General features: G+C 67.2%; 18 protein-coding genes. 11 read left to right on the top strand and 7 right to left on the bottom strand.

The genetic code is table 11. The annotated features are described in order from the left end of the window. Positions 1 to 136 precede the first annotated feature (136 nt). Positions 137 to 409, bottom strand: a complete 273-nt coding sequence (locus ASD42_RS25565; RefSeq protein WP_056821231.1) for a hypothetical protein — start codon at positions 407 to 409, stop codon at positions 137 to 139. Positions 410 to 614: 205 nt separating this feature from the next. On the opposite strand from ASD42_RS25565, the gene ASD42_RS25560 reads away from it, so the two are divergent. Further along, positions 615 to 905: a hypothetical protein gene (locus ASD42_RS25560; RefSeq protein WP_056821229.1), complete on the top strand. Its 291-nt coding sequence runs from the start codon at positions 615 to 617 to the stop codon at positions 903 to 905. On the opposite strand, the gene ASD42_RS25555 is transcribed toward ASD42_RS25560, so the two are convergent. Continuing rightward, entirely contained in the window at positions 902 to 2668 is a 1767-nt protein-coding gene (locus ASD42_RS25555) for a TerD family protein (RefSeq protein WP_056821228.1), read from the bottom strand. The two genes, ASD42_RS25560 and ASD42_RS25555, sit on opposite strands and share 4 nt — an antisense overlap. A gap of 357 nt (positions 2669 to 3025) precedes the next feature. Between ASD42_RS25555 and ASD42_RS25550 the strand changes: the two genes are divergently transcribed. Continuing rightward, the gene (locus ASD42_RS25550) at positions 3026 to 3520 is read left to right on the top strand and encodes a hypothetical protein (RefSeq protein WP_056821804.1); all 495 of its coding nucleotides are present in this window, start codon (positions 3026 to 3028) and stop codon (positions 3518 to 3520) included. A 3-nt stretch (positions 3521 to 3523) separates the two neighbouring features. On the opposite strand, the gene pabB is transcribed toward ASD42_RS25550, so the two are convergent. Then, entirely contained in the window at positions 3524 to 5584 is a 2061-nt protein-coding gene (pabB, locus tag ASD42_RS25545) for an aminodeoxychorismate synthase component I (RefSeq protein WP_056821227.1), read from the bottom strand. 70 nt (positions 5585 to 5654) lie between these two features. Between pabB and ASD42_RS25540 the strand changes: the two genes are divergently transcribed. From ASD42_RS25540 to ASD42_RS25530, 3 genes are all read left to right on the top strand, one after another. Beyond that, positions 5655 to 6719 (top strand): phosphotransferase family protein, encoded by a 1065-nt coding sequence (locus tag ASD42_RS25540; protein WP_084787306.1) that lies wholly within the window; start codon positions 5655 to 5657, stop codon positions 6717 to 6719. Positions 6720 to 6790: 71 nt separating this feature from the next. Further along, the gene (locus ASD42_RS25535) at positions 6791 to 7315 is read left to right on the top strand and encodes a DinB family protein (RefSeq protein ID WP_056821224.1); all 525 of its coding nucleotides are present in this window, start codon (positions 6791 to 6793) and stop codon (positions 7313 to 7315) included. A gap of 104 nt (positions 7316 to 7419) precedes the next feature. Beyond that, entirely contained in the window at positions 7420 to 8550 is a 1131-nt protein-coding gene (locus ASD42_RS25530; protein ID WP_056821223.1) for an NDMA-dependent alcohol dehydrogenase, read from the top strand. Here ASD42_RS25530 and ASD42_RS25525 read toward each other — a convergent pair whose 3' ends face one another. Continuing rightward, entirely contained in the window at positions 8551 to 8907 is a 357-nt protein-coding gene (locus ASD42_RS25525) for an iron chaperone (RefSeq protein WP_056821222.1), read from the bottom strand. It lies immediately after the preceding gene. Positions 8908 to 8917: 10 nt separating this feature from the next. Further along, positions 8918 to 9595: a zinc ABC transporter ATP-binding protein AztA gene (aztA, locus tag ASD42_RS25520; protein ID WP_056821221.1), complete on the bottom strand. Its 678-nt coding sequence runs from the start codon at positions 9593 to 9595 to the stop codon at positions 8918 to 8920. Positions 9596 to 9643: 48 nt separating this feature from the next. On the opposite strand from aztA, the gene aztB reads away from it, so the two are divergent. From aztB to aztD, 3 genes are all read left to right on the top strand, one after another. Continuing rightward, positions 9644 to 11713 carry a zinc ABC transporter permease AztB gene (aztB, locus tag ASD42_RS25515; RefSeq protein ID WP_056821220.1) on the top strand — a complete coding sequence of 690 codons (2070 nt, stop codon included), beginning with the start codon at positions 9644 to 9646 and terminating at the stop codon, positions 11711 to 11713. A 62-nt stretch (positions 11714 to 11775) separates the two neighbouring features. Beyond that, the gene (gene aztC / locus ASD42_RS25510) at positions 11776 to 12678 is read left to right on the top strand and encodes a zinc ABC transporter substrate-binding protein AztC (protein WP_084787332.1); all 903 of its coding nucleotides are present in this window, start codon (positions 11776 to 11778) and stop codon (positions 12676 to 12678) included. A gap of 25 nt (positions 12679 to 12703) precedes the next feature. Beyond that, positions 12704 to 13864, top strand: coding sequence for a zinc metallochaperone AztD (gene aztD, locus ASD42_RS25505; protein ID WP_056821802.1), 1161 nt, complete (start codon positions 12704 to 12706; stop codon positions 13862 to 13864). An 81-nt stretch (positions 13865 to 13945) separates the two neighbouring features. Here aztD and ASD42_RS25500 read toward each other — a convergent pair whose 3' ends face one another. After that, positions 13946 to 15142, bottom strand: a complete 1197-nt coding sequence (locus ASD42_RS25500; RefSeq protein WP_056821218.1) for a serine hydrolase domain-containing protein — start codon at positions 15140 to 15142, stop codon at positions 13946 to 13948. A gap of 39 nt (positions 15143 to 15181) precedes the next feature. On the opposite strand from ASD42_RS25500, the gene ASD42_RS25495 reads away from it, so the two are divergent. Next, on the top strand, positions 15182 to 15997 hold the full coding sequence (locus ASD42_RS25495) for a serine hydrolase domain-containing protein (protein ID WP_056821217.1): 816 nt from the start codon (positions 15182 to 15184) through the stop codon (positions 15995 to 15997). 103 nt (positions 15998 to 16100) lie between these two features. After that, positions 16101 to 16637 (top strand): DUF3145 domain-containing protein, encoded by a 537-nt coding sequence (locus tag ASD42_RS25490; RefSeq protein ID WP_056821216.1) that lies wholly within the window; start codon positions 16101 to 16103, stop codon positions 16635 to 16637. 46 nt (positions 16638 to 16683) lie between these two features. On the opposite strand, the gene ASD42_RS25485 is transcribed toward ASD42_RS25490, so the two are convergent. Then, positions 16684 to 17055 (bottom strand): nitroreductase family deazaflavin-dependent oxidoreductase, encoded by a 372-nt coding sequence (locus ASD42_RS25485; RefSeq protein ID WP_056821215.1) that lies wholly within the window; start codon positions 17053 to 17055, stop codon positions 16684 to 16686. A gap of 93 nt (positions 17056 to 17148) precedes the next feature. On the opposite strand from ASD42_RS25485, the gene ASD42_RS25480 reads away from it, so the two are divergent. Next, positions 17149 to 17802 (top strand): TetR/AcrR family transcriptional regulator, encoded by a 654-nt coding sequence (locus ASD42_RS25480; protein ID WP_056821214.1) that lies wholly within the window; start codon positions 17149 to 17151, stop codon positions 17800 to 17802. Positions 17803 to 17846 lie beyond the last annotated feature (44 nt).

Below are 17846 nucleotides of genomic sequence, written 5' to 3'. Positions count from 1 at the left end.
TAGATGCTGTGCGCCGACACTCGACAAACCAGCTGACCCGAGTTCTGTTGAATCCGAACAGAACTCGGGTCGATGTGTTCCTGGCCGGTCGAGTCGGGCCGGGTTGATCCCGGACCGACCCGAGCGGAGCGGGAACCTAGAGCATCGCTTGCATGATGGTGCCCGCGCTGGTGGCGACCACACCGCCGATCATGGCGCCCGCGACCATCTTCGGTGACTCCATGGAGCTGCCGGTCCACTTCTCCCAGGCGAACTTTCCGCCCGCGACAGTGATGGCGATGATGCCGGACAACAAGATGAACCAGGTCAGGTACCTGACCAGCTGCATGATCTTGTCCGCCAGTGGCGGTGCTTCGGGGGTCGGATTGCCGATCTGCGCCAAGGTATCGGTGACGGCGGCCAGGAGCATGGGGTCTCACTCGGTATCTCGGAGGAACGGGACGACGATGAACTCTGCACTGATGGTATCCGGTCGTGTGCCACCGTGTCGGCGCCCATCTGACCGAACCGATCGGTTTTGTTGGTGTGCAGCGGGTTCGCGCCCGTATCCTGGACCACGTTCGAATACGGCAGGGCTGGAACGCAGTTCGCGTCACGCGATAGGGGAGCAGGCTATGAGCATCATTCTGACGTCGATGGCCGACACCATCACCACGTACGCGCAGATCGGCAATCCGACGCCGGAAGCGCCTCCGCTGTCGGACAAGATCATGAAAATGGTCCAGTACCTGACCTGGTTCATGATCCTGTCGGGCGTGCTCGCCATCACCGTCGCCGGTGGAAAGTTCGCCTGGGAGAAGTGGAACGGTAGCGCGATGGAGTCGCCGAAGATGATCGCGGGCGCCATGATCGGCGGTGTGGTCGCCACCAGCGGCGGCACCATCATGAACGCGATCCTCAGCTAGATCCGCGCGCCCTTGGCGCGATTGCAGGCCCGGCACAGGATCTGCAGATTCGTCGCGCTCGTCGCACCACCGCGACTGAGCGGGATGATGTGGTCGAATTCCAGGTAGTGGCCGTCGCCGCACTCGACGCACGCGCCGCCGTCGCGCTGCCACACCTGGGCTTTCACATCCTGGGGAATGCTGCGGCTGTCGAGCTGTCCCGGCGTCAGGACCAGGCGTTTCGACACGCGCAGCGCACCCTCCAGTGCTGCCGCCACATAGTCGGGATCGGTGACGCCGAAAGTCGCGCCGCCCCGCGCGGACGTCGCGGCGAGCACGACGGTGCCGTGCTCGGGATGCACTGAAACCACCCGGTTCCACGGCAATTCGATGCCGGTACCGTCGCCGACGAAACGCAGTTTCTTGGAGCTGCCGATGAGTCGGCCCTCGGTGTTGCGTGGACCGCGGGCGAGCATGCGGATGTGGACGGCGGGCAGGTCGAGGTGAACACGCTCGTCGGGGTCGAGGTGCAGGCCGGGGGTGTTGATGGTGGGCAGTTCGCCGGCGCGCAGGCGGGAGAGGGTGCGGCCGCGATGCATTCGGCGGCGCAGATCGTCGACGATGGCGCCCGACAGCGCCAGCTCGCTGACGACGTGTTCGAAGGCATCCAGTTCGTCGGCGAATACCTCACCGTCGGCGAAGGCGAAGGCGACCATGCGCTCGACCTGGGTCAGGCCCGCGTCGCGCAGGAGTGTTCGGCCGCGCTCCTCGTCGATGCGCTGGAAGCGCAGGGCGGCCCACACCTCGGTCCATTCCTGCGACATCGTGCCGGGGCCCGCGAGCACGCGCCTGGCCCTGTTGCGCCAGTGGGTGAGGAATTCCTCGATCTCCTCGGAACAGTTCTTGCACGGTCCGTGACCGCCGAATAGCTTGCGACGCAAGGGATTGCCGCAGCGGGTGCAACGGGTGCGGTGATCGTGGATGTGCGGGTGGACGCTGGAGGTCCACTCGTCGCCGTCCCACCAGCGGAGTTGATCGGGGGTTTCCGGATCGGGGTGCCAGTCGGCGAGCTCCGGGTCCGGCGGTGGTGGCGGGGGGACGTCGATGACGCGGCGGGTGAGTGCGGGAGCGTGGGTCGGCGCCGGGACTTCGTCGAGTGGATAGGCGGCAGCGGGGGTAACAGCCCGGTGCCGTTGGTCGGGCGAGCCCTCGAACTGGCCCATGACGGCGTGGGTCGGTCGCGTGGGGGTGCTCGATCCGGTGACGGCACGTCCGGCGGTGGGTTCGTCCACCGTTACCCCGAATTCGGTGGCCAACCCGGCCAATCCGCCCGCCCAACCCTGGCCGATCGCACGGAAGCGCCATTGGCCGTCGCGGCGGTAGAACTCGCCGAACATCATCGCCTGGACGTCCTCGATCCCGTCGATGGTGAACTGGGCGATCGGGCCGTCGGCGGCGTGCACGGTCAAGGTGAGGTCGGGGAGTTGGTCGAAGGTGGCGTCGTCGAGGGACGCGCTGATGACGATGCGTGCCACATCGGATTCGGTGCGGGGCAGCGAAATGCTCAGTCGCGCGGTGCCGGGGGCGGGTTCCTGGTCGAGGGTGACCGCCTGGGAGGCATGGCGGGGCGCGTTGAAGAAGACGAAATCCCGGTCACCGCGGACCAGGCCCGATTCGGTGACCAGCAGGGCGTGCGCGTCTACGGCATGTGCCGACCGCCATGAAACGACCACGGCGAGAAGCGATGTCGGGACCGGCGCGTGCGCACCCTTGCGTAGTTCCATGGTGCTCGCATGATGTCATGAGGGTCCGACAGAGTTTATTGGCGCGCTGGCGCGCGCGTGTTCGCGGCCGGGCCGCCGGTTAGCCACCGTTGCTTGCTCCTTCGTCGCCTACGCAACGGCGGCTAACCGGCGACCCGGCCGCGAACCGGCCACTTCGTGGCCGCCGCTCCCTAGGGGTCGCGGGTGCGGGGTTGGGAGGGCGGTCATGGCGGAGCTGAGGTGCTCGGTGTGGCTGGTAGGGCGGTTATGGCGGATTTGAGGGGAGTGTGGTCATGGTGGATGTCGGGTGTGACGCGAGGCGGTGGGGTGGGGCGCGCCCTCCCTGCGTCTATGGCGTTCTTGCGGCACAGTGGTGTCATGACGAACCCGAGGAAGCGGGGGCGCGCGCAGGAGACTGATCCGCCGGCGCAGGCGCGGAAGGTGCCGGGGGCCGAATTGTTGTCGGCGGCGCAGGCTGCGGTGGGGGCTGCGCAGACCGCGGCGGGGCAGGCCATCGATGCCGCTCAGCAGACGGCGGGGTATGCCTTCGACGCGGCGGTTCGGTTGCCGCCCGCTTCGGCGCAGTTGGCCGCGCAGTTGCCGGATCTGGTGGAGAACCTCTCGATCGCGGTCGATCGGCTCAACAGCACCATCGATCGGCTCGATCGGACATTGGCGCTGGCCGATCCGGTGTTCGCCACCTACGACCGGTTGTTGCCGCGGCTCGAGGCGATGATCTCGCTGGGTGAGGACGTGTTGGGTGCGGTGGCGAAGCTGCCCGGCGTCGGCCTGCTCGGGCGGATCACCGGGCGTGGGGGCGAGGAACCCGCACCGGAACCGGAGCCGGACAAGCGCGGCCGCCGGCGGCGATGATGCTCACGTTCCGGGCGGCAGCGCGCGGAACGTCGCTGCCGCCTTGAGTACCATCTCCGCGTACTCGTCCTCGGGATCGGAATCCAGCACGATCGCGCCGCCCGCGCCGATCCGCCACTCGCCGTCGTAGCGCACGGCAGTGCGGATGACGATATTGAGGTCGGCGGTGCCGTTCAGGCCGAGGAAGCCGATGGTCCCCGAATAGATCCCGCGCGCTTCGGTCTCCAGTTCGTCCAGGATCTCCATGGTCCGCAGCTTCGGTGCGCCGGTCATCGAACCGCCCGGGAAGCAGGCGCGCAGACAGTCGATCACGCTGGCGTCGGGGCGCAGCGTCCCGCGCACGGTCGACACCAATTGGTGCAGGGTGGAATAGGTTTCGGTGTCCATCAGCTTCGGGACGTGCACCGAACCGACTTCACAGACGCGGCCGAGGTCGTTGCGCAGCAGGTCGACGATCATCAGATTCTCGGCGCGCGTTTTCGGGTCGTCGGCCAGCGCGCGACGCAGGCGCTCGTCCTCGTCGGCGGTCCGACCGCGCGGGGCGGTGCCTTTGATCGGCTTGCTCTCGACAACCCGGTCCCGGTCGATCTCGAGAAACCGCTCCGGCGAGGAACAGGCCACATCGAGGCCGTCGAAGCGCAGGTAGGCGGCGTACGGGGCGGGATTGCAGCGGCGCAGTCGCCGGTAGAAGTCGAGCCCGTCATCGGGCGCCGCGGCGACGGCGACCGCGTCGGTGAGACAGATCTCGTAGGACTCGCCCGCGTGCAGCCGATCCTGACACACCGCGATATCGGCCAGATAGCGGTCGCGGCCACGCACCAGATGTGCCTGCACGGCGTCGGGATCGGCGGGCACGCGCAGGTCGGCCGGGTTGACCCAGGTCGGGAGGTCGTCGAGGGCGTCGGAAGTCTCGCGCAGCCACCGCTGCGCGTCGTGCTCGGTGGCGGGTTCGCTCAGGGCGAGCAGGTGGGTTCGTCCCGCCTCGTGGTCGACGACGATCAGCCGGTCGGCGAAGATCCACTGGGCATCAGGAGTGGGGGAGCGGTGCGCACTGCGCCCATCGCAATCCGCTTTCACCTCATAGCCGAGATAGCCGACGTAGCCACCCGCGAAATCGAAAGGCAGTGGTGGGGTCTCGCAGTGCCGAGCCCGGAGTTCGCGGTCGAGATAGTCCAGGACCGTGCCCGCGACGGTGCGGGTGCCCTCGACGTCCGTCACGGTGACGGAGCCGTCACCGACCCGGTATCCGACGATCTCGGCGTGCGGTCCGCTCGCGTCACCGAGGAAGGAGAATCGGTCGAGTCCTGGTTCGACGTGTTCGCTGTCGAGCCAGAACGCGCTCGCGGCTTCGGCGCAGCGGCGCAGGAAGATCGCTTCGGTGTCGATCGCTCGTTCGATCACCGTGTGTTGCAAGCGAAACGATCGTTCGGGCGAGGTGGGCACTGCTGCCGAGGGGCCGCGCACGACGACGGGTGCGGAAACCTGCGCGCGCGCTTTGGTCAGGTCGGCGAAGTTGCGCAACAGCGCGGCACCGAATTCACTCGACACCGACTCGGGATGGAACTGCACACCCCACTGCGGCCGCTCGCGATGACGCACGCCCATGATCACCCCGTCGCTGGTCGAGGCGGTCACCTCGAGCGTCGCGGGCAGCGGGCTCCGCGCCGCGAGCGAGTGATAGCGCACCACGGTGAAGCCCTGCGGCAGACCGGCGAACAGATCTCGATCGTCATGGGTCACCTGATCGAGAAAGCCGTGCCTGGCCTGTGCTGCGCGCTCCACCGTCCCGCCCGCGCCGAGCACGATCCCCTGATGACCGAGGCACACGCCGAGCAGCGGCAGCTCGGTCTGCGCGATGAGCGCGGTCGACACGCCCATGTCCCGTGCCCGGTCCGGCTGCCCGGGGCCGGGCGAGATCACCACATTGTCGAAGTGGTCCAGGTTCAGGACGCCCTCGGCCTCGTCGTTGCGCACGACGGTCGGCTCGCTCCCGTTGACCTCGCTGATCAGCTGATAGAGGTTATAGGTGAACGAGTCGTAGTTGTCGATCAAGAGCGTGCGCATCGTGGCAGAAACATTACGCCGGGCGTGCGGGTGGACATTCCCGCGCAGTCCCCACCGCTGCCGGGGCACAATGTGCCCCATGGCTGTTTCTCAACCTGTCGATGTTGACCCGGCGATCGCTGATTTCGCGGCGATCGGGCGGTGGATGGACGAACAGGGCTTGCCCGGGACGGAATTCGAGGCGGTCACCGCGCTCGGCGGCGGCACACAGAACGTGATGCTGCGCTTCACCCGGGGCGGGCGCGAGTACGTGCTGCGGCGCGGACCCAAGCATCTGCGCGCCAAGAGCAACGACGTGATCGGCCGGGAATCACGGCTGCTCGCCGCTATCGCCGAAACCGAGGTGCGTTCGCCACGGGTGATCGCCGCCTGCGACGACGAGTCGGTGATCGGCGCGGTCTTCTACCTGATGGAACCCATCCACGGCTTCAACCCGCAGACCGAACTGCCCGCCCTGCACGCCGGTGATCCCGAGATCCGGCGCCAGATGGGCCTGTCCGCGGTCGAGGCCATCGCCAGGCTCGGCTCGCTCGACTACCAGGCGCTCGGCCTCGAGGACTACGGCCATCCCGCGGGTTTCCTCGAACGACAGGTACCGCGCTGGCTGCGCGAGCTCGACTCCTACAGCGGCAACGAGGGCTACCCCGGCCCGCAGATCCCCGGTCTCGAGCAGACCGGCGACTGGCTCGAACGGCACCGGCCGACGGACTGGACGCCCGGCATCATGCACGGCGACTGCCACCTGGCGAACATGATGTTCGACTACGACGGTCCCGAGGTGGCGGCGATGGTCGACTGGGAGATGTCGACCATCGGTGACCCGCTGCTCGACCTCGGCTGGCAGCTGGCGACCCGACCCGAACCCGGCACCGTCGGCGCGGGCTTGATGGGCACCCTCGGCACCGTCGGCGGCCTGCCGAGCGCGGCGGAGATGATCGAGCACTACGGCAAGTTCTCCGACCGCGACCTCGGCGCGGTCACCTGGTACACCGTGCTGGCCTGCTTCAAACTGGGCATCGTCCTCGAGGGCACCTATGCGCGGGCGTTCGCGGGCAAGGCGCCCAAACAGGTCGGTGACTTCCTGCACGCGGTGACGCTGGAACTCTTCGAGCAAGCGAATCAGCTCGCCGAATGATGCCCGGATCTCGCCGATAGTTGGCTTTATATTGATGGAGCACAAGAAGCGGACACTCTAGGCTGACTCCCATGATCGTCCCCGACACCAAGAACTGGACCTGGGTCCTCGAACGTGCCTGCTCCGAATGCGGATTCGATGCCGAGCACACCGCGTACGCGGCCGTTCCCGAGATCGTCCTCGACAGCGCCGCCCGGATCGGCTCGGCGCTCGAACGCGACGACGCTCGGGTGCGTCCCGACGAGCTCACCTGGTCTGTTCTCGAGTACGGCGCCCACGTGCGCGACGTGTGCCGGATCTTCGACACCAGGCTCGCGCTGATGCTCGGCGGCGACGGCGTCGAGGCGCCGCGGTTCGAGAACTGGGATCAGGACGCGACCGCCGTCGCCGACCGCTACGGTGAGCAGGACCCCGCGGTCGTCGCGCGGGAGTTGATTGTTGCCGCTGATCGGGTGGCCGCCGCGTTCGCCTCGGTCCCGTCGGATCAGCTCGGCCTGCGGGGTGCGCGCAGCGATGGATCGCTGTTCACGGTCAGCTCGCTGGGTCGGTACTTCCTGCACGACCTCGTCCATCACGTACATGACGTGCGCGGATAGAAAACTCTCGAAAATTTTCTAGAACGTGTTTCAGAAACCGGTGATTTGTGGCTAGGGTGAGTGCAGTCACAACGAGGCACGAGCTTGGCGAGAGGTCTACCGGCATGAAGACGAAGGGCGCGATCCTGTGGGGCATCGATCAGGAATGGTCGGTCGAGGAGATCGAGGTCGGCGACCCCGTCGCCGGTGAAGTGCAGATCCGGATGGAAACGGCGGGCATGTGCCACTCCGACCATCACATCGTCACCGGCGCGACGCCGATGCCGGGCTACCCCGTCATGGGCGGACACGAGGGTGCGGGTGTGATCACCAAGCTCGGCCCCAACTGTCCGGCCGACCTGGCCGTGGGCGACCACGTCATCCTGTCGTTCATCCCCGCGTGTGGGCGTTGCCCCTCGTGCGTCTCGGGCAATATGGCGCTGTGCGACCTCGGCGCCGGACTGCTGATGGGACAGGCGATCTCGGACGGTACCTACCGCATTCAGGCGCGCGGCGAGAACGTCATCCCGATGTGCCTGCTCGGCACATTCAGCCCGTACATGACGGTGCACCACACCTCCGTGGTGAAGATCGATCCCACCATCCCGTTCGAGGTCGCTTGCCTCGTGGGCTGCGGCGTGCCGACCGGGTTCGGATCGTCGACCCATGTCGCGCAGGTGCAGCCGGGTGAGACCGTGGTGATCGCGGGCATCGGCGGCGTCGGCATGAGCGCGCTGCAGGGCGCTGTGATCTCCGGTGCGTCGAAGGTCATCGCCATCGACCCGAATCCGTGGAAGCGCGAGCAGGCGCAGAAGTTCGGCGCCACCCACACCTACGAGAGCATGGCCGCCGCGATCATGCCGATGATCGAGGCCACCGAGGGACGGATGGCCGAGAAGGTCATCCTCACCATGGGTGAGATGCACGGCGACTACGTCGAAGAGGGTCTGATCCTCACCGGCAAGGCGGGCACCCTCGTCGTCACCTCGATGGGTCGCATGGACGCGGGCGACGTCAAGATGAACACCTTCCTGCTGTCGATGTTGCAGAAGACGGTGAAGGGTTGCATCTTCGGCGGCGGCAACGCCCGCCAGGACGCGCCGCAACTGCTCTCGCTCTACAAGGCGGGCCAGCTCAATCTCGACGACATGGTCACGCGCAGTTACTCGCTCGAAGAGATCAACCAGGGCTACCAGGACATGCTGGACGGCAAGAACATTCGCGGGATCATCCGCTACACCGAAGCCGACTGGTAGTCAGCTCTTGCCGACGCGCTCGGCGAGACGAACCGCCACCTGAGCGATCAGGTCGTACGGGATCGGTTCGCCGAGCGGGAATTTCAAGGTGCCACGACCCGAGTTGTAGGGTTCGATGGCTTTCTCGAGCGCCTCGTCCCCCTCGGGGACGGGGTACACGCTCACATGGGACTTCCAGCCCGCGAAGAAGATGAACACCCGGCCGTCGATGGTGGCGGCCGGGATGGCGTAGCTGATCTTCTCGCCCGTGTCCGGCACCGCGCGGTGGATCGTGTCGCGGATCTGCTGCAGGACGGCGCGTTCGGCCGACGGCTGGGCCGCCAGGTAGGCGTCGACGGAGTCAGGTTTCTCGGTCATGCTCTCGACTCTAGGCTCTGACCAGCACTTTCTTCGGGTGACCCGCTGCTTTCACTTGGCCGTCGCGCAGTAGTAGGCAGTGGTCGGCCCTGCCTGCCTCGTCCAGATCGTGGGTGGCTTGCACCACGGTCACACCGGCCGCGCTGATCTGAGCCAGAGCGCGGGAGATCTCGGCCTGCGAGGTCTCGTCCAAGCCCGCCGCCGGCTCGTCGAGCAGCAGTAGATCGGACTCCTGCGCCAGCGCCTGTGCGAGCAGGGTGCGTTGGCGTTGTCCGCCCGACAGGGTGTCGAGCCGCCGAGTCGCCAAATCGGCGAGCTCCATTCTTTCCAGGCAGGTTCGCGCGATCTCGCGATCTGCCCGAGTCAGTCGCCGCCACGGTCCGCGGTGCGCCCAGCGTCCCATCGCGACCACTTCGCGCACGGTGATCGGCAGGGTCGGCGGAATCGCCGTGTGCTGCACCACGAAGGCTGGACGCCGGGTGGTGCTCCGGTGCACCGCTCCCTCTTGCGTCTGCACGGTTCCGGCGAGGACGCCGAGCAGGGTCGATTTTCCCGAGCCGTTAGGCCCCACGATCGCGGTCACCTGCCCGCGCGGGATCGTGGCGGTCACCTCGCGGAGCACGGGTCGTCGGGCATAACCGGCCGTCAGGTGCTCGATCCGGATCGCTGCGTCATCTGTGTGGGTCATCTCACCTCAATTGAAACGATAATCATTTTCAGTATATCGTCTCGCGCTATGGATTGGCTGTTCGCCCCGTTCGAGGTGGCATTCGTGCAACGCGCGCTGTGGGGTGGGCTGCTCGTGTCGTGCGTGTGCGCCCTCGCCGGGACCTGGGTGGTGGTGCGCGGCATGGCATTTCTCGGCGACGCGATGGCGCACGGGATGCTGCCCGGCGTCGCGGTGGCGGCGTTGCTCGGGGGGAACTTGATGCTCGGTGCCGCGGTCAGCTGCACCGCCATGGCTGCCGGGGTGTCGGTGCTGAGCCGTGGCAAGCGCTTCGCGCCGGATACCGCGATCGGGCTGTTGTTCGTCGGGATGCTCGCGGCCGGGGTGATCATTGTGTCGCGTTCGCAGTCGTTCGCGGTGGATCTGACCGGGTTCCTGTTCGGCGATGTGCTGGCCGTGCGAGCCGTCGACCTATGGTATCTCGTTGCGGCCCTTGGTATCTCGCTGGTGGTGGCGGTGCTCGGCCATCGTGCGTTCGTGGCGCTGACCTTCGATCCGCGCAAGGCGCACACCCTCGGACTGCATCCGAAACTGGCGCACGCGGCGCTGGTGGGGTTGGTGGCGGTGGCGATCGTGGCGTCGTTTCATGTCGTGGGGACGCTGCTGGTCTTCGGATTGCTGATCGCGCCGCCCGCCGCCGCGGTGTTCTGGTCGAACCGGGTGCCGGTGGTCATGGCGGTCGCCGCGCTGATCGGCGGGCTGTCCACCGTGGGGGGACTGGTTATTTCGTGGCATGCGGGAACCGCGGCGGGGGCCACCATCGCCGCCGTGGCCGTCGGCTCGTTCTTCCTGTCCGCGATCGTCTCCGCGCTGCGGGAGCGGGTCGGTCGGGTGGGAGTGGTCGCGCTCGCCGCCGTGCCGTTGGTCGGCTGTGGGGCGGGGGAGGTGCCGGTCGTCGAGGAGGCGGCGCCGCACGGGTTCGTCGCCGGTGCGGAGGAGACGAGCGAGGCCCAGAAACGAGTGGTTGTCGCCGATGCGACCGGAGCTGTTCGGGTGATCGATCTGCTGACCGAGGAGGTCACGCCGATCGGCCCGGAAAGTGTTCGAGCACAACCGGATCCGAGCACATCGGCCAGTCCCTCGCCGTCGCCGAGCGGTGGTGACCAGCGGGTCCCTACCGTTGGCGCGGTCGGTGACGGACGCTTCGCGTATCTGAGCGCGGGTACGTCGGTACAGGTCGTGGACAGCGGGGCGTGGACCGTCGACCACGGCGACCATCGGCACTACTACCGTGCGCCGAGCCGGGATGTCGGCGATACGGCGACAAGCGAGCCGGGAGGTGCAGGCCCCGGAAGTGCGGGTGGTTCCGAGGTGGTCGGCGCGTACAGCGATGCCGCCGTCGCGTCGGTGGTGCTCGGCTCCGGTGCGACGATCCTGTTCGACCGTGCGGAGCTGGCCGGCGGTGTCGCCCGAGCACAACGCCGGGTCGATGGCATCGCGGTGCCGTATGCCGAGCGGATCGTCGTCGCCGACAGCTCGGGTCGGGTCGAGGTGCGCGGGCGTGACGGCGCGGCGGGGCAGGTCCAGCCCACCTCGTGCCCGCAGCCGAAGGGTCAGGCTGTGACCAGGCGCGGAGTCGTCTTCGGTTGTGCTGACGGAGCACTCGTGGTGGCTCAGCGCGACGACGCTTTCGTCGCCGAGAAGATCCCCTATCCGGCGCCGACGGCGGAGCGTGCGAGCGCGTTCACCCATCGCCCCGGCAGCACCACCCTGACCGCGATCGCGGGCCGCGACGCCGTCTGGACGCTCGACATCAGGAAGAAGACCTGGACGCGGACACTGATCGCCGAACCGGTCGCGGTGAACACCGCGGGCGAGGGATCGGCGTTGTTGGTCCTCACCCGCGACGGCGTGCTGCACGGGATCGACCCCGTGACCGGCACGGAGACAGCGCGGAACCCGCTGCTCGGAGGACCCGTCGAGGGCGATCCGGTGATCTGCGTCGACTCGGAACGGGCCTATATCAACGATTCTCGGGCACGCGTCGTCCACGAGATCGCCTACAACGACAACCTCCGCGTCGCGCGCACGTTCTCGCTGGACATCGCGCCCTCGCTGATGGTGGAGACGGGCCTGTGAAGCACGTGTTCCCCGACGACCGTTGGACCTCACGAACCGATCGGCTACGCAGGCTGATCCAGTTGCTGGCTGCCGCAGCACTTCTCGTGCCCTTGGTGAGCGCGTGTACCAGCGGGAGCGAGCGGTCCGGGATCGTGGTGACCACGAACATTCTCGGCGATCTGACCCGGGCCGTTGTCGGTGACACGGTCCCGGTGACGGTGTTGATGCAGGCGGGAGCCGATCCGCATTCGTTCGCCATTTCCGCACGTCAAGCGGCCGAGATCGAGCGAGCCGCGCTGGTGGTGCACAACGGGCTCGGGCTCGAGGAAGGCGTGGCGCGGCATGTGGGGGCCGCCGCGGCCGCCGGGGTCCCCACGCTTGCCGTGGCGGAGCGGGTCGATCCGATCGCGTACACCTCCGATGAGTCGGCGGGGCAACCTGATCCGCACTTCTGGACTGATCCGCGCCGGGTGCGCATGGCCGTCGAGGCGATCAGTGCCGAGGTGCTGGCACGAGTCGACGGCGTCGATGCCGCTGCGGTGCAAGCAAATACGCAGCGCTACCTCGGTGAGATCGACGAGCTGGACCGGTGGATGACCGAGCGGTTCGCGGCCGTTCCGGCAGAGCGCAGGCAGTTGGTCACCGACCATCACGTCTTCGGGTATCTCGCACAGCGATTCGGGTTCCGGGTGATCGGCGCGGTGATTCCCAGCGGCACCACCCTCGCCTCACCCAGCGCCTCCGATCTCGACGACCTCGCGACCGCGATCAGGACCGCTGGGGTGCGGGCGATCTTCGCCGATTCCGCACAGCCCGATCGGCTTTCGCGCGTCCTCGCCGAACACACCGGTTTGCAGGTGCGGGTGATCGCCCTGCACACCGAGTCGCTCACCCCGCCCGGTGACGGCGCGGGCACCTATCTGGAGATGGCCCGCGTCAACACCGAGGCCATCGCCCGTGGTCTATCCGGGCCTACAGCTTAATTCGCACAAAGAGATGGAGCATTTCATGAACAGGTCACGGACCACCACGATGGTGGCCATGTCCGGGGTTCTCGCCTCGGTGGTAGCGCTGAGCGGTTGTGGCACAAAGGACTCCGACCACGAACATCAGCACACGCCGGGCGCCGAACCGATCGCCCTGACCTACGACGGCGGGATCTACGTCCTCGACGGCGCGTCACTGACCCAGCGGGCCGACGTGAAGATCGACGGATACAACCGGCTCAATCCGGTCGGCGACGACGACCATCTGATGGTGTCGACCAAGGAGGGCTTCCGCGTCTTCGACGCCTACGACGGCGCGTTCACCGGAACTCAGTTCCCTGCCGCCGAACCGGGCCATGTTGTTCGCCACGCGGGCAAGACGGTGCTGTTCGCCGACGGGTCCGGTGAGGTCACCATTCTCGAGACCGCGCAGGTCGACAGCGGAAAGCCGACAGAGGTCTACAAGGCTGCCGCGCCGCACCACGGCGTCGCGATCGAGTTGAGCAACGGGAATCTGGTGCTCACTCTCGGCACCGAGGACAAGCGCGTCGGCGTCGTCGCGCTCGACAAGGGCCGCAAGGAACTCACCCGCAACGAGGACTGCCCCGGTGTGCACGGCGAAGCCGCTGCCCAGGGCGAAGCGGTCGTGATCGGCTGCCAGACCGGCGCCGTCGTGTACCGCGACGGCAAGATCACCAAGGTCACCAGCCCGACCCCCTACGGCCGGATCGGGAACATGTCCGGCAGTGAGGCGTCGCCGATCGTGCTCGGTGACTACAAGCAGGACAAGGACGCCGAACTCGAACGTCCGCGGCAGGTGTCGCTGGTGAACACCACCGACGGCACACTGCGCCTGGTCGATCTCGGCACCAGCTACACCTTCCGTTCGCTGGCTCGCGGCCCGCAGGGTGAGGCGCTGGTACTCGGCACCGACGGCAAGATCCACGTGATCGATCCGTTGGCGGGCAAGGCCGTTCGCACCATTCCCGTGATCGGCGCCTGGCAGGAGCCGCTCGACTGGCAAGCCGCTCGCCCGGCTCTGTTCGTCCGCGACGGCATCGCCTACGTGAGCGACCCGGCCGCCAAGCAGGTGCACCGCGTCGACCTGACTGCCGGAAACATCACCGCCACCGCCACTCTGGCAGGCACGCCGAACGAACTCACCGGCGTCACCGCGCACTGAGCGCGCCGATCGAGGTCACCACGCCGGTCGGAAACACTCCGCCGAGAGCGTGGTGATCCTCGTTCGCGCCTGATGGACAGGTCAGTCGGCGCACCGCATGACGACCTCGCGCAGGTTGCGGCTGCGCACATCGTCGAGAATCGCCATGCCGAGGCGGTTCATGCTGTAACCGAAGCCCAATCCGGTTGTCGGGTCGGCGAATCCGAAGGAGCCGCCCAAACCGGTTGTGCCGTAGGCGCGTTTGTCCGAGCCGAAGCGGAAAGTGCCGCGCGACTTACGGAAACCGAGGTGGTAACGGCTCTTGGTGTGCAAAACCAGATCATCGGCGGGCACATCGTCGGCGGTGTCGGCGGCGGCGAGCAGGTCGAGAACATCGTCGTCGATGGGCAGCGCGCCGGTGCGGCCCGCCGCGGCGCCGTAGACCTTCGCCAGCGCGCGGGCGTTGCCGACACCGTTCATGCCGGGCCACTCGATCTCGAGGAACTCCCGCCGGGCGGCACGCGCCGGGGCGCCGGGGCGCGGATTGGTCAGTGCCGCATAGGAATATCCACGCTTGGCGTAGACCTCGCCGCCGATCCGCAGCGGGATATCGCGACGCTCGTAGCGCCAGATGTCCAAGCCCTTGGTCGCCGACAGCTGGGCTACTCGTTCCATGGGCTCGGTCTCGGGCAGACCGATGAACAGATCGGCGCCGATCGGGCCCGCGATCTCCTCGGCGAAGAATTGGCCGAGACTACGGCCCGCCGGATCCACCCGTCGCAGCAATTCGCTCTGATACAGGCCCAGCGTGAGCGCGTGATAACCGTGCCGGGTGCCGGGCTCCCACGCCGGTTTCTGCGCGGCGAGCAGCTGGCCGAGGGCGTCACGATCGATCAGTTCCCGCAGTTTCACGATCCGGTCCAGCCCGGACAGCCCCGCCTGGTGGTCGATCAGCTGACGCACGGTGACCCGTTCCTTGCCGTGCGCGCCGAATTCAGGCCAGTACTTCACTACCGGCGCCTCGTAGTCGAGCAGCCCCCGCGACACCGCCGTCGCCAGCGTGAACGCCGACATCCCCTTCGACGACGAGAACACCGGCACGATCGTGTCGCGCTCCCACGCCACCTCGCGTGTGCGATCGCGATGGCCTGCCCACAGGTCGACCAGTGGCTGGTCGCCGGAGTAGACGGCGACGGCGGCGCCGATCTCGCCGTGGTGGGTGAAGTTGCGGCGGAAGGCGTCGGCGACGGGGCCGAAACCGGCCGCCACGTCGCCGTGGATCGATGGTGCGGGACTCATGGTGTCCTCGATCGTAGCCGCGTCTCGTACGCTGCCGATATGCGATCGTTGCAGCAGGTTCAGCACTGGCCGGTCAAGAACGCCGCCGCCGCCGTGGTCACCGCCGACGGTGTGTCGACCATCGGCGATACCGAGCGGGTGTTCCGGCTCGCCTCGGTCACCAAACCACTCGTCGCCTATGCCACGCTCGTGGCGCTCGAGGAAGGCGCGGTCGAACTCGACCAACCGGCGGGTCCGCCCGGTTCGACCGTGCGCCATCTGCTCGCCCACACCTCCGGCGTCGCGTTCGCCACTCCCGAAGTTCTCGCCGAACCCGGCGCCCGCCGCATCTACTCGAGCGCGGGATTCGAACTGCTCGCCGATTTCCTCACCGCGCAGACCGGTATCGAATTTCCGCGATATCTGCGCGAAGCGGTTTTCGAGCCGCTCGGCATGGCCACCGCGGTCCTCGACGGTTCCGCCGGCCACGCGGGCAGCGCCTCCCTCGCCGACCTCACGCTATTCGCCACTGAGTTGCTGACGCCTCAATTGATATCTCGGCAAACCTTGGACGACGCGACCTCGGTGCAATTCCCCGACCGCAACGGAGTCCTGCCGGGATACGGCTCCCAGCGTCCCAACGACTGGGGATTGGGATTCGAAATCCGCGACGGAAAAACCCCGCACTGGACGGGTTCAGCCAATTCCGCCCGCACCTACGGGCACTTCGGCCAGTCCGGCACGTTCCTCTGGGTCGACCCGGAAATAGCGGTGGCGACAATCGCGCTGAGCGACGAGAATTTTGGTGACTGGGCCAGAACAGCGTGGCCGAAATTCAGCGATTCCGTTATCGCAGAGACACATAACACGCAGTAAAGTAACACGCGCAACACCGCACACTTCAGTACACTCGTGCCACGCCAGACCACGACGGGCCGTTGGGGAAGACGTTCCTTGTCGAGGCTGGAGGTGTTGGTAAGTGCGCGCATCGAGTCAGTTCGCTGACGCGACGGCGGGTGTGGTTTACATCCACTCATCGCCCGCCGCGTTGTGCCCTCACGTGGAATGGGCGCTGTCCACCGCGCTGTCGTCCCCCGCGAAATTACGCTGGAACACCCAACCAGCCGACGGGCAACTCCGCGCCAGCAGCGACTGGGTCGGTCCTGTCGGCACCGCGGCCCGGATTGCCCAATCATTGCGCACCTGGCCGGTGCTGCGTTTCGAAGTCACCGAGGACCCCAGCGAAGGCGTCGACGGCGAGCGCTACAGCTTTGTCCCCACCCTCGGGCTCTGGCACGGATCCACCGGCGCCAACGGTGACGTGATGCTGGGCGAAATGCGATTACGAGCCTTACTCCAGGCCGCCAAAGAACTCGACGTCCACGGAACCTTCGACCTCTCCACCGAACTCGACAGGGCACTGGGCGCGCCGTGGGACGAGGACCTCGAGGCCTACCGGCAGGGGACCGACAGCGTCGGCGCCGAAGTCACCTGGTTGCGGCGGGACGTGGGTTAAGAGCTGATCCGGGGCCATCGCGGGATCCCGATGATCAGGGGCGAAGTCAGTCGGCGAGGTCCATGCGGAGGAACTCGGTGATGCGGAGGAGTTTCGGTGGGCGGGGGATTTCTGGGGGCAGTGCCTGAAATGCTTCGTCTCTTCCGACGACGCGTGGTGTGGTGAGGGCTATCTCCTCGCCGTCTTTGCGGAGCTGTGCGGTGCCAGTGGCCAGGATGTTCTGCACCCAGTCCGAGGCCGATCCGTAGACGAGGACGAACAGGTAGCCGCCGTCGACGGGGTGGGCGTCGAGCGGGGTGCGGTAGGTCTTTCCCGAGGTGCGGCCGGTGTGGGTGAGGACCGGCCATTTTCCGCCTGCGACGGCGCGGGGATTGAAGACGCGTTTGTTGATTTTGCCCCACCAGATCGGCATAGGCATGGGGTGCTCCCTTGTTCGGGCCAGCGTGACTTACACCTGTAAGGCTGACTTACATCTGTAAGCTTGTCAACGCTTCGTCACCGAGGAGGTCCCATGCCCGTACGGCAACCGCTGAGTCGCGATCGTGTGCTCGATGCCGCGATTCGGGTCGCTGACCGTGGGGGAGTGGAGGCCATCACGATGCGGCGGGTGGCGCAGGAGTTGGGGGTGGAGGCGATGTCGCTCTACAACCATGTGCCGAACAAGGACGCGATGCTCGACGGCGTTGTCGACTCGGTGTTCGCGGCGATCGAGTTGCCTGCGGCCGGATGTGCCGATTGGCGGGAGGCGATCCGGGCGCGGGCTCGCTCGGCGCGTTCGGTGCTGGCGCGACACAGTTGGGCGCTCGGGTTGATGGATTCGCGTCGGAATCCGGGCTCGGCGACTCTGCGTCATCACGACGCGGTCCTGGGAGTTCTTCGGCAGGCCGGGTTCTCGCTGCCGATGGCCGCGCACGCGGTCTCGCTGATCGACAGCTATGTGGGCGGTTTCGTCCTGCAGGAGGCGAACCTGCCCGTGTCCGTACCGGCGGACGTCGAGGAAGTCGCGGGCGGCATTCTCGCGAACCTTCCGGCAGACGAGCTGCCCTATCTCACGGAGATGATCGTCGACCACGCCCTGCGACCGGGGTACGACTACTCGGGCGAGTTCGGATTCGGGCTGGATCTGATCCTGGACGCGCTCGAAGCGCGCCGAGGTCAGCGCTGAGCGCCAGCCCCTGATTGCAGGGGCACCACTTTCCTTGTGTCGAA

The organism is Nocardia sp. Root136 (assembly GCF_001427185.1).
GTDB lineage: Bacteria > Actinomycetota > Actinomycetes > Mycobacteriales > Mycobacteriaceae > Nocardia > Nocardia salmonicida.
Note: the sequence above shows the minus strand (reverse complement) of the source record. Positions and strands in the feature narration are given on the sequence as shown.

Bases quoted from the DNA above. Each gene is read 5' to 3' on its own strand.
- ASD42_RS25565 (WP_056821231.1), bottom strand. From the start codon at position 409: ATGCTCCTGGCCGCCGTCACCGATACCTTGGCGCAGATCGGCAATCCG.
- ASD42_RS25560 (WP_056821229.1), top strand. From the start codon at position 615: ATGAGCATCATTCTGACGTCGATGGCCGACACCATCACCACGTACGCG.
- ASD42_RS25555 (WP_056821228.1), bottom strand. From the start codon at position 2,668: ATGGAACTACGCAAGGGTGCGCACGCGCCGGTCCCGACATCGCTTCTC.
- ASD42_RS25550 (WP_056821804.1), top strand. From the start codon at position 3,026: ATGACGAACCCGAGGAAGCGGGGGCGCGCGCAGGAGACTGATCCGCCG.
- pabB (WP_056821227.1), bottom strand. From the start codon at position 5,584: ATGCGCACGCTCTTGATCGACAACTACGACTCGTTCACCTATAACCTC.
- ASD42_RS25540 (WP_084787306.1), top strand. From the start codon at position 5,655: ATGTGCCCCATGGCTGTTTCTCAACCTGTCGATGTTGACCCGGCGATC.
- ASD42_RS25535 (WP_056821224.1), top strand. From the start codon at position 6,791: ATGATCGTCCCCGACACCAAGAACTGGACCTGGGTCCTCGAACGTGCC.
- ASD42_RS25530 (WP_056821223.1), top strand. From the start codon at position 7,420: ATGAAGACGAAGGGCGCGATCCTGTGGGGCATCGATCAGGAATGGTCG.
- ASD42_RS25525 (WP_056821222.1), bottom strand. From the start codon at position 8,907: ATGACCGAGAAACCTGACTCCGTCGACGCCTACCTGGCGGCCCAGCCG.
- aztA (WP_056821221.1), bottom strand. From the start codon at position 9,595: ATGACCCACACAGATGACGCAGCGATCCGGATCGAGCACCTGACGGCC.
- aztB (WP_056821220.1), top strand. From the start codon at position 9,644: ATGGATTGGCTGTTCGCCCCGTTCGAGGTGGCATTCGTGCAACGCGCG.
- aztD (WP_056821802.1), top strand. From the start codon at position 12,704: ATGAACAGGTCACGGACCACCACGATGGTGGCCATGTCCGGGGTTCTC.
- ASD42_RS25500 (WP_056821218.1), bottom strand. From the start codon at position 15,142: ATGAGTCCCGCACCATCGATCCACGGCGACGTGGCGGCCGGTTTCGGC.
- ASD42_RS25495 (WP_056821217.1), top strand. From the start codon at position 15,182: ATGCGATCGTTGCAGCAGGTTCAGCACTGGCCGGTCAAGAACGCCGCC.
- ASD42_RS25485 (WP_056821215.1), bottom strand. From the start codon at position 17,055: ATGCCTATGCCGATCTGGTGGGGCAAAATCAACAAACGCGTCTTCAAT.
- ASD42_RS25480 (WP_056821214.1), top strand. From the start codon at position 17,149: ATGCCCGTACGGCAACCGCTGAGTCGCGATCGTGTGCTCGATGCCGCG.